This is a genomic window from Microbacterium bovistercoris (assembly GCF_003387575.1).
GTDB classification, from domain to species: domain Bacteria; phylum Actinomycetota; class Actinomycetes; order Actinomycetales; family Microbacteriaceae; genus Microbacterium; species Microbacterium bovistercoris.
Genome location: NZ_QUAB01000011.1, coordinates 1 through 13,367, shown reverse-complemented (window position 1 = coordinate 13,367; position 13,367 = coordinate 1). Strand labels below are relative to the sequence as shown.

The 13,367-nt window shown below is 70.3% G+C and carries 12 protein-coding genes; 7 read left to right on the top strand and 5 right to left on the bottom strand.

Annotated elements, in window-relative coordinates; genetic code table 11:
- Positions 1-108 precede the first annotated feature (108 nt).
- From DY023_RS01030 to DY023_RS01020, 3 genes are read left to right on the top strand one after another with little or no spacing between them, the layout of a single operon-like run.
- Positions 109-1,410 carry an ABC transporter substrate-binding protein gene (locus DY023_RS01030; protein WP_116240489.1) on the top strand — a complete coding sequence of 434 codons (1,302 nt, stop codon included), beginning with the start codon at positions 109-111 and terminating at the stop codon, positions 1,408-1,410.
- Positions 1,407-2,366, top strand: coding sequence for a carbohydrate ABC transporter permease (locus DY023_RS01025; RefSeq protein ID WP_116240488.1), 960 nt, complete (start codon positions 1,407-1,409; stop codon positions 2,364-2,366). Before DY023_RS01030 ends, DY023_RS01025 begins: the two co-directional genes overlap by 4 nt.
- Before the next feature lie 8 nt (positions 2,367-2,374).
- Positions 2,375-3,310, top strand: coding sequence for a carbohydrate ABC transporter permease (locus DY023_RS01020; protein ID WP_116240528.1), 936 nt, complete (start codon positions 2,375-2,377; stop codon positions 3,308-3,310).
- Positions 3,311-3,320: 10 nt separating this feature from the next.
- Here the strand turns inward: DY023_RS01020 and DY023_RS01015 are convergent, their stop codons facing one another.
- Positions 3,321-4,766 carry a carboxylesterase/lipase family protein gene (locus DY023_RS01015; protein WP_116240487.1) on the bottom strand — a complete coding sequence of 482 codons (1,446 nt, stop codon included), beginning with the start codon at positions 4,764-4,766 and terminating at the stop codon, positions 3,321-3,323.
- A 94-nt stretch (positions 4,767-4,860) separates the two neighbouring features.
- Between DY023_RS01015 and DY023_RS01010 the strand changes: the two genes are divergently transcribed.
- The 3 genes from DY023_RS01010 to DY023_RS01000 are packed head-to-tail and all read left to right on the top strand — an operon-like array spanning position 4,861 to position 8,251.
- A complete protein-coding gene (locus DY023_RS01010) occupies positions 4,861-5,997 on the top strand; it encodes an ROK family transcriptional regulator (protein WP_116240486.1) in 1,137 nt (378 codons plus the stop codon).
- A gap of 5 nt (positions 5,998-6,002) precedes the next feature.
- Positions 6,003-6,917 (top strand): ChbG/HpnK family deacetylase, encoded by a 915-nt coding sequence (locus DY023_RS01005; RefSeq protein WP_116240485.1) that lies wholly within the window; start codon positions 6,003-6,005, stop codon positions 6,915-6,917.
- The gene (locus DY023_RS01000; protein WP_116240484.1) at positions 6,914-8,251 is read left to right on the top strand and encodes an MFS transporter; all 1,338 of its coding nucleotides are present in this window, start codon (positions 6,914-6,916) and stop codon (positions 8,249-8,251) included. Before DY023_RS01005 ends, DY023_RS01000 begins: the two co-directional genes overlap by 4 nt.
- A gap of 139 nt (positions 8,252-8,390) precedes the next feature.
- On the opposite strand, the gene DY023_RS00995 is transcribed toward DY023_RS01000, so the two are convergent.
- The 4 genes from DY023_RS00995 to galT form a co-directional block, all read right to left on the bottom strand.
- On the bottom strand, positions 8,391-9,398 hold the full coding sequence (locus DY023_RS00995; RefSeq protein WP_116240483.1) for a hypothetical protein: 1,008 nt from the start codon (positions 9,396-9,398) through the stop codon (positions 8,391-8,393).
- Between the two features lie 205 nt (positions 9,399-9,603).
- Positions 9,604-10,125 carry a GNAT family N-acetyltransferase gene (locus tag DY023_RS00990; protein ID WP_116240482.1) on the bottom strand — a complete coding sequence of 174 codons (522 nt, stop codon included), beginning with the start codon at positions 10,123-10,125 and terminating at the stop codon, positions 9,604-9,606.
- Positions 10,126-10,240: 115 nt separating this feature from the next.
- On the bottom strand, positions 10,241-11,407 hold the full coding sequence (gene galK / locus DY023_RS00985) for a galactokinase (RefSeq protein ID WP_116240481.1): 1,167 nt from the start codon (positions 11,405-11,407) through the stop codon (positions 10,241-10,243).
- A gap of 99 nt (positions 11,408-11,506) precedes the next feature.
- Positions 11,507-12,652 carry a galactose-1-phosphate uridylyltransferase gene (gene galT, locus DY023_RS00980; protein WP_116240480.1) on the bottom strand — a complete coding sequence of 382 codons (1,146 nt, stop codon included), beginning with the start codon at positions 12,650-12,652 and terminating at the stop codon, positions 11,507-11,509.
- A gap of 57 nt (positions 12,653-12,709) precedes the next feature.
- On the opposite strand from galT, the gene DY023_RS00975 reads away from it, so the two are divergent.
- Positions 12,710-13,367 (top strand): LacI family DNA-binding transcriptional regulator (locus DY023_RS00975; protein WP_245958526.1); only part of this gene is annotated, 658 nt, incomplete at its 3' end.

Below are 13,367 nucleotides of genomic sequence, written 5' to 3'. Positions count from 1 at the left end.
GACGCGCAGGAGAGGAATCTTCGCAATACTCATTGATTGCTCCTTTCCTGGCGGGTGATAGTCGTGCTCGGAGCGGCGACGTGGCCCTCCCGATCGAAAGGAAACCCGATGGCGAAGATCCGAAAGCTCTCCGCACTCGTCGTTGTCGGCGCGCTGGCGCTGACCGCCGCGGGCTGCGCATCCACCCAGGGCGGCGACTCGAGCGAGGGCGGTTCGCTCACCTACTGGTCGATGTGGAAGGAGGGCGAGGCGCAGCAGAAGGTCCTCGCCTCCGCCATCGACGACTTCCAGAAGGAGACCGGCATCACGGTCGACGTGCAGTGGCAGGGACGTGACAACACGAAGAAGGTCGTCCCCACGCTGAACACCAACAAGGTGCCCGACCTCATCGACGGCTCGTTCGCCAAGCTCGCGCCGGTGCTCGCCGAGAGCGGCCAGGCGAAGGCGCTCGCCGACGCCTACGCCGCCGACGTCGACGGCGAGAAGGCCGCAGACCTCATCCCGAAGGCCTACCTCGCCGGCGACATCCTCACCCGCAAGGGCGACGACGCCCCCTGGATGCTGCCCTACTCGCTCACCAGCGACGCCGTCTGGTTCAACGCCGCCACGCACCCCGACCTCGTCTCGGCGCCGCCGGCAGACTGGGACGCCTTCATCGCCGAGCTCGACAAGCTGAAGGCGGCGAACGAGGTGCCGATCGCGATCGACGGCGACGTCGCCGGCTACAACGCCTACTGGTACACCGCGGCCATCGTGCACATCGCGGGCCCCGGCGCACTGCTCGAGATCGCCTCCGACAAGAGCGGCAAGGCCTGGGACGAGCCCGAGGCGCTCGAGGCCGCCGAGATGGTGCAGCAGCTGGTCGACGGCGGCTACTTCATCTCCGGCTACAACGCCAGCAAGTGGCCGGCGCAGCAGCAGGCATGGGCCGACAACAAGGCCGCCCTGATGTTCAACGGCACCTGGATCCCGACCGAGACCGGCCCGTACGCGGCCGACGGCTTCGAGTACTCCTCGTTCCCGTTCCCGACGGTCGACGGCGGCGAGAAGGTCGCCCGCGCCGACTTCGTCGGCTTCTCAGTGCCCGCCAGGGCCAAGAACGCCGAGAACGCGCAGAAGTTCGCCACCTTCTTCCTGCAGAAGAAGTACCAGGACGCACTGGGCACCGACGCCAAGATCCTGCCTGTGCGACAGGACGCTGCGACCAGCCCCGAGATGGAGACCGTGAAGGCCGCGCTCGACTCGGCCGACGCGTTCTACCAGCAGAACGACGGCATCTCGTTCCCGGGCTACACCGAGAAGCTGCTCTGGCCGGCGATCAACGACCTCGTGCTCGGCAAGGTCACCGCGAAGGAGTTCGTCGCCACCATGGAGTCGGGTCAGGCCGACTACTGGAAGCAGAACTCATGACCCAGACGGCAGCGATGCCGGGTGTCGCCGGGCGGGGTGCCTCACGGGCATCCCGCTCCGGCGGCAACGCCATCGACCGGGCACGGAAGCGGCTGTTCGTCCCCTTCGTCGGGCCGGCGCTGCTGTTCTACAGCCTGCTGTTCGTGGGACCGGCGGTCTACGCGATCTGGATCAGCTTCACCAAGTGGTCGGGCGCCGGCCCGATGGAGTTCGTCGGGTTCGGCAACTACATCCGGCTGTTCTCTGACCAGCTGTTCCTGAAGTCGTTCGGCAACACCCTGCTGCTGCTGTTCGTCGTGGGCGCGGCGATCTTCATCGTCTCGTTCGGTCTCACCCTGGTGCTGCGCGACATGGCCGGGCGCAAGATCGCCCGTTCGGTGATCTTCTTCCCGCACCTGGTGAACGCGATGATCTTCGGCGTGCTGGCCGGATTCGTACTGAACCCCGGCGGCCTGGTCAACACCCTGCTGGGCTGGCTCGGCGTGACCGACCCGCCCGCGTGGCTGGCGCAGGACAACCTGTTCCCGCTGATCATGGTGATGCTCACCTGGATCACCACCGGTTACTACACGACCATCCTCATGGCGGGGGTCGACCGCATCCCGCCGTACTACTACGAGGACTGCGCGCTGGCCGGCGCCAACGCCTGGCAGCGGCTCCGATACGTGATCCTGCCGCTCACCTGGGACGTGTTCGGCACCTGCGCGGTGCTGTGGACGATCTCCTCCGTGAAGATCTTCGAGATCATCTGGATCTTCGGCGGATCCACCGGCCAGGGCATCCCGCCCACCCAGACCTGGAGCACCGCGGTGTACACCTACGTCACGGCGTTTTCCGGCGAGTCCATCCCCGCGTACGGCATGGCCAGCGCCTCCGCGATCCTGTCGCTCGCGCTCGTGTCGGTGCTCGTCGTCCTGCTCCGTCGCGTGATGAAGCGCGACGCGATCGAGTTCTAGGAATGACCATGACCTCTGCAGACGTGCTTCCCGAAGAGATCACGACCCGGGCTCTCGTGACGCCCCCGACCCGCCGCCCGTCGCGTCCGCGCCGGCGCGGCGCGGCGATCGGCCACGACCGCAGCCTGCTGCGCGGCATCGGCCTGGTGCTGCTGTGGGCCTTCGTCGTGCTGAACATCGCCTGGATGGTCTGGATGGTGATCCAGGCGTTCCGCGACACCCGTTCGATCCTCAGCGACCCGTGGGGACTGCCGACCTCGCTCGACCCGGTGAACTTCGTCACCGCCTGGACCGTGGGCGACTTCGCCACCGCCACCCTGAACAGCGTCGTCACCACCGTCGTGTCGTCGTTCCTCACCGTCGCGATCGCGGCGCCCGCCGCCTATTACCTGGGCCGAGTGGAGAACAGGTTCACGAACTCGCTCACGATGTACTTCGTGCTCGGACTCGGCATCCCGGCGCAGGTGATCCTCATCCCGCTGTTCGTGATGCTGAACGAGGTGTACCTGACCGACAGTCTGCTCGGGTTGAACCTCGTCTACATCGGCGTCTCGATGCCCTTCACCGTGTTCCTGCTCATCGCGTTCTTCCGGTCGCTGCCGGCCGAGCTCGAGGAGGCCGCGGCGCTGGACGGCACCACCGCGTTCGGCACGTTCTGGCGCATCACCCTGCCGCTCGCCAAGGGCGGCATCCTGACCGCCTTCGTGCTGCAGATGATCTCGCACTGGAACGAGACGCTGCTCGCTCTGACCCTGCTGCAGTCCACGGACAAGTACACCCTGCCGGTGGCGCTGATCTCGTTCATCCAGCAGCAGACGTACTCGGGCGCGGACTGGGGCGGGCTGTTCGCCGGTCTCTGCATCGTCGTGCTGCCGATGCTCGCGATCTACCTCTGGCTGGGGCGTCGCCTCACCGAGGGGCTCACCCTGGGCATGGGCAAGTGATGTCGGCGGATCAGGCCAGCGGCAGCGCGTCGTCGTAGGCCGAGCGCGAGAGCGCGGGCACGTCGCCGAACACGCGGGACATGCCCGGCTCGGTGCGCCAGGTCGGCCAGCCGGGGTCGGCCCGCGTCGTGAATGCGACGGCCGCCGAATGCATGTCGTCCGCGAGCCCTTGCGGCGGATGGTCTCCGGCCAGCGCGGCGACGCGCTCCGAGCCCAGGCAGTCCCACCAGAACGGCACGTCGAGGCAGTGGCTCGACCAGCCGGTCTTCGGGGACGCCCACGCGAAGCGGTATACCCAGGTGGCGGCATCCGCTCTCGCCTCGGCGACCCGCACGACCAGCGAGCGGAAGACCGTGTCGGTGACGAAGCGGCCGAAGGTCGCCGCGGTGCCCTTCCGGCGCTGCGGCCGGTTCGCGACGAGCCAGGAGCGGCGCAGCGCCCTGGCCGGACGGAGCAGCCGCAGGGCGAGGGACGCCGGCACGAACCGCAGGGCGCGCGGTGCGGCATCCATCGCCGGGGTGAACTCGTCGTCGGTGGCGCCCAGCAGCAGCGGCTTGCCGGCGCCGACACCCGCGGCGAGCGAGTCCACCGTCGGACGCGTGATGAGCTCGCCGTCGATCACCGGCCCCCACGGCAGCCCGTCCATCAGCACGGCGGTGGTGGCCTTCAGACCGGTCTTCCCCAGCAGTGAGGCCTCGTACTGCTTGCGGGTCAGCGCCCGCTCGGTGACCGAGCGGAATCCTTCCAGCGTGGGCTCGACGCCGACCATGTCGGCCAGCAGCGCGCTGCGCCTCTCGACGAGAGAGCGCGGCAGATCGCCGAGGGCCCCGGAGATCGAGATCGCGGAGTGGAACAGGTGCTGCGCAGCCGGCATGCCCAGCAGAGTGAGCACGGCCCCGCCGCCGGCGGACTGCCCCGCGATCGTCACCCGACCCGGGTCGCCGCCGAACGCGGCGATGTTCCGCTGCACCCACTCCAGGGCCGCCAGCCAGTCGCGCACGCCACGGTTGTCCGGCACCCCGTCGATGACGCCGAAGCCGTCGAAGCCGAGCCGGTACGAGACGGTCACGGTGACGACGCCGTCGCGGGTGAACGTGCGTCCGTCGTACCAGGGGCTGGCAGGGGAGCCGGAGGAGTACCCGCCGCCGTGGATCCAGACGAGCACCGGAGCCGAGCCGGCGAGGCCGGGCGTGAACACGTTGACGTTCAACGTCGACGCGCCCTTCACCGACGGCTCCGGGATGAGCGCGTTCGGCTCCTCGCGCCGCTGCGGCGTCGCGCCGTAGGCGGTCGCGTCGCGCACCTCGGTCCACGGCGCGACGGGCTGCGGCGGCAGGAACCGGCGCCGGCCGGTCGGCGGCGCAGCGAACGGGATGCCGAGGAACGCGGCATCCTGCTCGCGACGGATGCCCCGCACAGGACCGGACTCGGTCTGGACGATCGGTGCTTCGCTCATCGCCTCCAGTATCCCGCGCCCGAGTACGACGCGAAGTGTCGCGGCATCCGAGGGGCTGTGCCAGACTGTTCCGGACGAAACGCGAGGATGCACGTTGACCAGACCTCTTGCAGGCCCCCAGACCCTGCTGCGGACGATGAACGCACGCGCGATCCTGGAGGCGCTCGCCAGACGGGGCGCGCTCACCAGGGCCGAGCTGATGACCGAGACCGGGCTGTCGCGCACGGCCGTCACGCAGGTGCTGCGGATGCTGGAATCGCGCGACGCCGTGGCATCCGCCGGGGTGGAACGCGCCACCAAGGGACCCGCAGCGACCCGCGTCGGACTGAACCCGCGGCTGGGTGTCGCCGCCGCGATCCACATCGATCATCACGACATCCATGTGGTCCTGCTCGATGCCACCGGGGCGATCCGCGCCGAGGCGCACGGCCCCCTGCCGGTCGTGGGCGATCGCGTCGAGGCGATCGCCGCGCTGCTGGACGAGTGCCGCGCGACGACGACCGCGCCGGTGCTGGTCGCGGTCGTCGCCGTGCCCGGGATCGTGCGCGCAGACGGCGAGATCCGTGACGACCAGGGCCCGGACGGCGGAGCCTTCCGCGCTGCGCTCGCCGAGCGGCTCGGCTGCCCCGTGCGCATCGAGAACGACGTGAACCTCGCGGCGCTCGCCGAGCTGTCCGGACCGGTCGGCGCCGAGCAGCAGGGCTTCGCGCTGCTGCTGCTCGACGACGGACTCGGAGCCGCCTACATCGTGGACGGCGCACTGCACCGCGGCGTCTCCGGCATCGCCGGTGAGATCAACTACCTACCGCAGACGCCGCTGCCGGTCGGGGCGCCGGTGCTGGGACACGCGGTCACCGCCGATCTGGCGCTGGTGGCCGGCCGCGACTCGTCGCTGCCGCTCCCGGCCCATCTCGAGGCCGCGGCATCCGGCGACGAGAGCGCGCGTGTCATGGCTGCGGAGATCGCCCGCCGGCTGGTGCTCATCGCCGGGTCGATCACGCTGGTGATGGACCCCGGGCTGATCGTGCTCGCCGGCGACGCCGCACACCCGGTGCTCTTCGAGGCCGTGCGTGGCGCCGCCGAGGAGTTCGACGCGCAGCTGCCGCTGTCGTTCGCGCTGTCCGCCTTCGGCGCGGAGGCCCCGCTGGTCGGGGCTGTCTCCCAGGCGACCGAGGCCCTGCGTGCCACCCTGTTCACCCGCATCGTCACACCCGCATCCAGCAGAACGTAGAGATCATGCCCGTACCTCTCACCGATCGCCTCGGCCTGCCCGCCGGCGCCAGGGCGATCATCCTCAACGCCGACGACTTCGGCATGTGCCGAGCCGCGAACCGGGCCATCACCGGCCTGCTCTCGACGGGACACCTCGACTCGACCACCCTGATGATGCCGTGCGCCTGGGCACCGGACGCCGCCGCGTTCGCGGCATCCCGCACCGACCTCGACATCGGGGTGCACCTCGTGCTGACCAGCGAATGGAGCGGGTACCGGTGGCGCCCGCTCACCGGCAGCAGCACCTCGCTCACGGACACCGACGGATACTTCCCGCACACCTGCCTCGAGGTGGAGCAGCAGGCGACTGAGGCGGACGTCGCGGCCGAGCTCGCCGCCCAGCTCGAGGCGGCGCTCGCCGCCGGCATCGACGTCACGCACCTCGACAACCACATGGGCTCGGTCTACGGGCTCGAAACAGGGCGCGACTTCCTCGCGCAGGTGCTGCCGCTCGCCGCCGCGCACGGGCTGCCGTTCCGGCTGCCGCGTTACGGCACGGGCCTCGAGGCGGATCCGGTCATGCAGCCGCTGATCGACCAGGCGGCGGCCGCCGCGGATGCCGCGGGGGTGGTCATCCCGGATCGCACCTGGACGCACCCCTTCGAACTGGCCGGCGAGGGCACCGACGACGAGGAGACCTACGAGCAGGTGCTCTCCGGTTTTCTGGAGCTGCTGCGGGCCGTGCCGACGGGAGTGACAGAGATCTTCCTGCATCCGATGGTCGATGACGACGAGCTGCGCGCGACGGTCGACTATGCGGCGCCCAAGCGCGGGCATGAGCTGCGGCTGCTCGCCGACCCGGCGGTCGCCGCGGTGATCGCCGACGAGGGCCTGGTGCGGGTGGGCTGGCGCGATCTGAGGGACGTGCAGCGGGCATGACCCTCGTCACCGGCATCCGCGACCGCCGTCTCGACGGCGCACCGGCGCGCGCGCAGAGCATCGCCTTCGGAGCATCCGGCTTCCCGATCCAGCTGATGTCTCAGACGTTCTCGGCGTTCGTCGTGTACTTCTACGTCGCGCACCTCGGTGTGCCCGCGGCATGGGTCGCGGTGGCGATGATCGCGCACGGCATCCTGAACGCGGTGCTGAATCCCGTGGTCGGGGCGCTGTCCGATCGGATGCGCACCCCCTGGGGGCGACGCGTGCCGTGGATCGGGCTCGGGATCGTGCCGCTCGTGGTCGCTTTCGCCCTGATCTGGATGCCGCCGGCGCTGCCGGTCGGCGGGCTGATCGCCTGGTTCATCGTGATCGTCGCGGTGTACGACGTGGCGTTCGTCGTGGTCGTGCTGAACGTGTCCGCGCTGTTCCCCGAGATCTTCCGCACCACCGCGGAGCGAGCCTCGGGGAACGTGCCTCGGCAGATCTTCGGCATCCTCGGCATGGTGCTCGGCACCGCGATCGCCCCGACGATCTACGGGTCGCTGGGCTGGCCCGCGATGGCGCTCATCCTCGGTGCGGTGTGTCTCGGCGTTCTGACGTGGTCGTTCGTCGGGGGAATGGTGGAGCGGTCTTCGTCGCCGTCTGTGCATGCGGAGATGTCCTGGCGCGACCAGCTGCGGTACACCTTCGCGAACCGCGCTTTCGTGCCGTACGTGCTGGGCTCGCTGATGGTGCAGACCTCGGTCGCGATCATCATCGCGGCGATCCCGTTCTACGTGCGGTATTCATTGCACGCGGCCGAGGGCGAGGCGAGCATCCTGCTCGGGGCGATCTTCGCGGCGGCCATCCCATCGATCATCGGGTGGAGCGCCTTCGTGCGGCGCACCTCGCCGCGCACCGCCGTGCTCGTCGGCGTCGCGATCTTCGGGATCGCGGTGCTGTGCTTCCTGTGGCCGTCCTCGGTGCTCGGGGCTGCGCTGGTCGGCCTGGCGGTCGGTGTCGGCGTCGGAGGACTGCTTCAGCTGCTCGAGATCATGCTCGGACAGATCATCGACGATGACGCGGCCCGCACAGGGCATCGGCGTGAGGGTGTGTACTTCGGAGTGAACGGCTTCGTGGTGCGCGGCTCGGTGGTGCTGCAGGCGGTCGTCGCGGCCTGGGTGCTGACCGCATCGGGGTTCGACGCCTCGCTCGGTGATGCCCAGCCGGCGTCGGTCGACGGCGCCGTGCGCATCATGCTCGCGGTCGTGCCGCTGGGGTTCACGGCCCTGGCCTGGCTGTGCTTCTGGCTCTACCCGATCCGCACATCCGACGCCGGGCGCCCGGCCGCCTGACCGGTGCGGCTTCGCCCCCTGCTCCGGTCGCTCACTTTGCTAGTGCGAGCGCTTCGGGACTAGCCAATCGAGCGACCGGAGCGATGTCGGTACTCTGCTCCGGTCGCTCGCTTTGCTAGTCGAACGGCCCCGGGACTGGTCAACTGCGCGACCGGAACAGCGATCGGCCCGGGCGGCGGGCTTCGATCGCGCGGCGGACACGGTACGCGAGCTGCTTCGGATGCTGCAGAAGCTCGGCTGTCACCTCGATGACGATCCAACCCGCGGCGCGAAGAGCGTCGAATCTCTCGACATCTTTCGCATACCGCTCCGTGTGCAGGACGCTCTGGTACTCGATCGCGATCTTCAGATCGGGGTAGGCGAGGTCGACGCATCCGAGGAACCGCCCCACGTGGAAGATGTCCACGTTCAGCGCCGGTTCGGGAAGGCCCCACTGCCACAGCACGACACGGACGGCGGATTCACGGGGTGACCAGGCATCCTCCCGCACCAGCTCGACGGCCTCGCGCAGCCGCACGATGCCGACCCGGCGCCCCGCCGTGATCGCGCGGCGCAGATCGCCGACCGTCGCGATCGGAGCCCTACCGACGTCGGGGCGTCCGCGTCCCTCGCGCCACACTCGACAGAAGTGGTCACCGACCGCGACCAGGTCGGCGAGAGGGAGGTGACCGAGGGAAGCCCAAGTGCTGGCCGGCGAGGTCACCGCGATCCCGTCGATCTCGACGACGTCCGCGAGTCCCTTGCGGTCACGATGCCCGTGCACGCCTTCCCCGCGGGGTATCGGCCCGGCTCCGACGGCACTGACGTGCACCGGCGCGTGAGCGAGGTCGGCCACCTGGTCGTTCTGAAATTCGAGCGGTAATGGTGCGCGATGCATCGCAGCAGCTGATTCGTGGCTGACGAACTGATCCGGCAGGAGCCGGGGTGCCAGATCCCGAACCCGGTCGCGGCGCTGCGCCGCCTGGAGGGCATACGGATCGGCTTCGGGATCGGCCTCGACTGCTCGATCGACGAGTGCGCGCACTCCGTAGAACGGCGCATCGAGGTCGGCAGCACGGAGGCGATGTCTACCGGTGCCGTGATCGATTGCCGCGGCGGTGGTGAAGCGCGTGTCGAGAGAGGGGGAGAGTGGGCGCCGTGCGGTCATGTCGGCCAACGTGCCATGACGGGCCCACTCGAGAATCGGTTCTCCACAGCCTCCCTGCTCCACTCACGCTGCTCCGGTCGCCCAGTTGCCCAGTGTTTCCGGGGTCGTACTGGCTAATTGAGCGACCGGAGCGGAAGGAAATCGGATATCTGTGGAGGGTGAGTCGCAGTCGGGACCGAAGTGCCGATCGGAGAGAGGCTTTGGGTCAGATCAGTCGCTTGACGCGGCGGCGCTCGAAGAGTCGCAGGTGCGGGCGCTCCTCGACCTTCGTCGCGCCGTCCGCGATCCAGCCGTGCCGCTCGTAGAACGTCGCGGCGCGCTCGTTGCCGTCCAGCACCCAGAGATAGGCGACCGGATGCCCGTCAGCCTGCAGCGCCTGCTCGACGGCGGCGATCAGGGCGTGTCCGACGCCGGTCCCGAAGGAGTCCGGATGGGCGTAGATGCCCCACAGCTCACCGGCATCCGCGATCTCGTCCTCGCGCGGATCGCCGAACGACGCCCAGCCCAGCACGCGGCCGTCGACCTCGGCGACGATCGTGCGGGAGGTCGGGCCGTCTGCGCGCCGATGTGGCTCCAGCAGGCGCCGCCAGCCCTTCGCCCGCTCGGTGACCGACAGGTCGTCGAGCACCGGCTGGGGCAGCAGCCCGCGATAGGCCGCCTGCCACGACCGCACGTGGACCACCGCGATGCCGTGCGCGTCGTCGGGGGTGGCGGGGCGGATCAGCATCCGGCCATCCTACGATCCGTTGCCGCTCTGTTCCGGTCTCAGCGGTTGCGGGTGAGGGGGCGAAGGCACCCGCAACGAGTGAGACCGGAACAGCGAGAGGCAGAGGCGGGCTCGATCAGGCGTCGCGGCGCGGGCCGGCGGAGGGGGCGACCGCGAAGATGTGCGGCGCCAGGTATCCGGCATCCGCGAATGCCGACTCGACAGCATCCGTCACCGCGGCGACGTCCGCGTGCGAGACGAGCGCGATCGCAGCGCCGCCGAAGCCGCCGCCGGTCATCCGAGCGCCGAGCGCGCCGGCCTCCAGCGCCGCGTCGACCGCGGTGTCGAGTTCGGCGACCGAGATCTCGAAGTCGTCGCGCATCGACGCGTGCGATGCGGTGAGCAGATCGCCGATCGCGCGCGGGCCGTCGGACCGCAGCGCGGCGACGGTGTCGAGCACGCGCTGGTTCTCGGTGACGATGTGCCGCACCCGGCGGAACGTCACGTCGTCCATCAGCTCCGCCGCCCGCGGCAGGTCGTCGACTGTCACGTCGCGCAGCGCGGGCACGCCCATCAGTGCGGCGCCGCGCTCGCAGGCATCCCGCCGGTCGCGGTAGCCGCCGGTGGAGTGCGCGTGCTTCACGCGCGTGTCGATCACGAGCAGCTCGAGTCCGGCATCCGTGAAGCCGGTCGGGATCGACTGCGTCTCGAGCGTGCGGCAGTCCAGGAAGGTCGCCGCGTCGGCGACCCCGAGCATCGACGCCATCTGATCCATGATCCCGGTCGGCGCGCCGACCGCTTCGTTCTCGGCGCGACGTCCGGCTCGCGCGAGCGCGACCGGATCGAGGCCCAGATTCCAGAGGTCGTTCAGAGCGGATGCCACGGCCCCCTCGATCGCCGCGGAGGAGGACAGCCCCGCACCGACCGGCACATCGGACGCGATCGCGATGTCCGCACCGCGGATGCCGGGGGCGGACGGATCCAGGTCGCGCAGTGCCCAGGCGACACCCAGCGCGTACGCCGACCATTCCGGCACGCGCAGGTCGCCCTCGCTCGGGAACAGGGCGGACAGGTCGGCGAGCGCGACCTCGACCGGTTCCTCGGCGAACGTCGACGAGACGCGGATACGGTCGTCCTCGCGCAGCCGCGCCGCAGCAAAGGTGCGATGCGGAATCGCGAAGGGCAGCACGAAGCCCTCGTTGTAGTCGGTGTGCTCGCCGATGAGGTTCACCCGGCCGGGCGCAGACCAGATGCCGTCGGGGTCGGTGCCGAGCAGGTCACGGGCGGCGGTGAGTGCGGTCATGAGGTTCTCCAAGTGCGTCAAGTCGCAGAAGTACTCGATGTCGCAGCGGGACGCGGGAGAGTCTGCGACATCCGGTATTTCTGCGACGTCGGGCGTGGGTCAGGGGGCGGGGACCGAGGCGATCGCGTCGCGCAAGCGCGCGGCGGCATCCTCGGGGAGGATCTCCGCGGTCCAGGCCGACATCGCGGCCTCGGATCCGGCGAGGAACTTCAGCTTGTCGGCGGCGCGGCGCGGGCTCGTCAGCTCGAGCCGCATCCGGACGGCATCGCGGCCGACGTGCACCGGGGCCTGGTGCCACGCGGCGATGTACGGCGTCGGCGACGAGTAGAGGGCGTCGACGCCGCGCAGCAGGTGCAGGTAGAGCGGGGCGAGTTCATCGCGCTCTGCGGCGGTCAATTCTGAGAAGTCGGCGGCGTGCCGGTGCGGCATCAGCTGCACCTCGAGCGGCCAGCGCGCGGCGAAGGGCACGAACGCGGTCCAGTGCTCGCCCTGCAGCACGACGCGCGACGACGCCTGTTCGGACTCGAGGATGCGCGCGAACAGATCGGGCGAAGCGACCTCGAGCAGCCGCTGCGTGCGCGGCGTCACGTACGGGTAGGAGTAGATCTGTCCGTGCGGATGCGGCAGCGAGACGCCGATGGCCTCGCCGCGGTTCTCGAACGGGAACACCTGCTCGATGCCGGGCAGGGCGGACAGGGCGGCGGTGCGGTCGGCCCAGGCCTCGATGACGGTGCGGGCCCGCACGGGCGACAGCGTGCCGAACGAGCCTGCGTGCTCGGGGCTGAAGCAGACCACCTCGCACCGTCCGATGCTGGTGCGCGAGCGGCCGATGCCGATCGCGGTCAGGTCGTCGAGACCCTGCGGCGGATCGATCGCCGCGGGCGCGCCACCGGACGCGGATGCCAGGGCGGGACCGAACGCGGGGGAGCGGTTCTCGAACACCGCCACGTCGTAGAGCGACGGCACCTCGGAGGGGTTCGTCGGGGTCTGCGGGGCGAGCGGGTCCGCGTCGGCGCCGGGCATCAGCACGCGGTTCTGGCGCTTGGTGGCGAAGGTGATCCAGTCGCCGGTGAGCACGTCCTGCCGCATGGTCGCGGTCTCGGGGCGCGGGTCGAGGTCGCGGGCGTCGATGCTGCGCTCGGCCGGCAGCGTCGTGCCCGGGTCGTCGTAGTAGATCAGCTCGCGGCCGTCTGCGAGGCGGGTGTCGCGCGCGATGACGCCGGCGCCGAGAGTGCGGATGTTCACGTCAACACGGTAGCGCGCCCCCGTGGTAACGTCAACATTCAACGGGAGAGGAACCGGATGACCGAGCAGAGACGCGTATCGATGGCGATGGTCGCCGCCCGCGCCGGGGTCTCCGGGCAGACCGTGTCGCGCGTCGCCAACGACAGCCCGAAGGTCGACCCCGACACCCGGGCGCGGGTCGAGCTGGCGATGGCCGAACTCGGATACCGCCCGAACCGGGCAGCACGCGCCCTGCGCACTGGCCGCACCCACACGCTCGGGCTCGTCGCGCAGACCCTGGCCACGGTCGGCAACTCCCGGATGCTGCAGGCGGTGGCCGAGGCCGCGGCGTCCCGCGGGTACGCCCTCACGGTCGTGACCCTCGGTGCCGACGGCGACATCGCGGCGGCCTTCGACCGGCTGCACGATCAGGGCGTCGACGGTGCGGTCGTGCTGAACGAGGCCACGGCGCTCGCCCGCGATGCTGCGTCCGCCGGGCTCCGGCTGGTCGTCGTGGACTCCCCGCCGGATGATCGCTTCACGATCGTCGGCACCGATCACGCCGCCGGCGCCAGTGCCGCGACCGAGTACCTGCTCGCCGCCGGGCATTCCGTCGTGCATCACCTCGCCGGTCCCGCCGGCTCGTACGCGGCAGCCGAGCGCGAGCGCGGCTGGCGCGACGCGCTCGCCGCCGCCGGCGTCGAGGCGCCCGCGGTCGCGCGCGGCGACTGGTCGG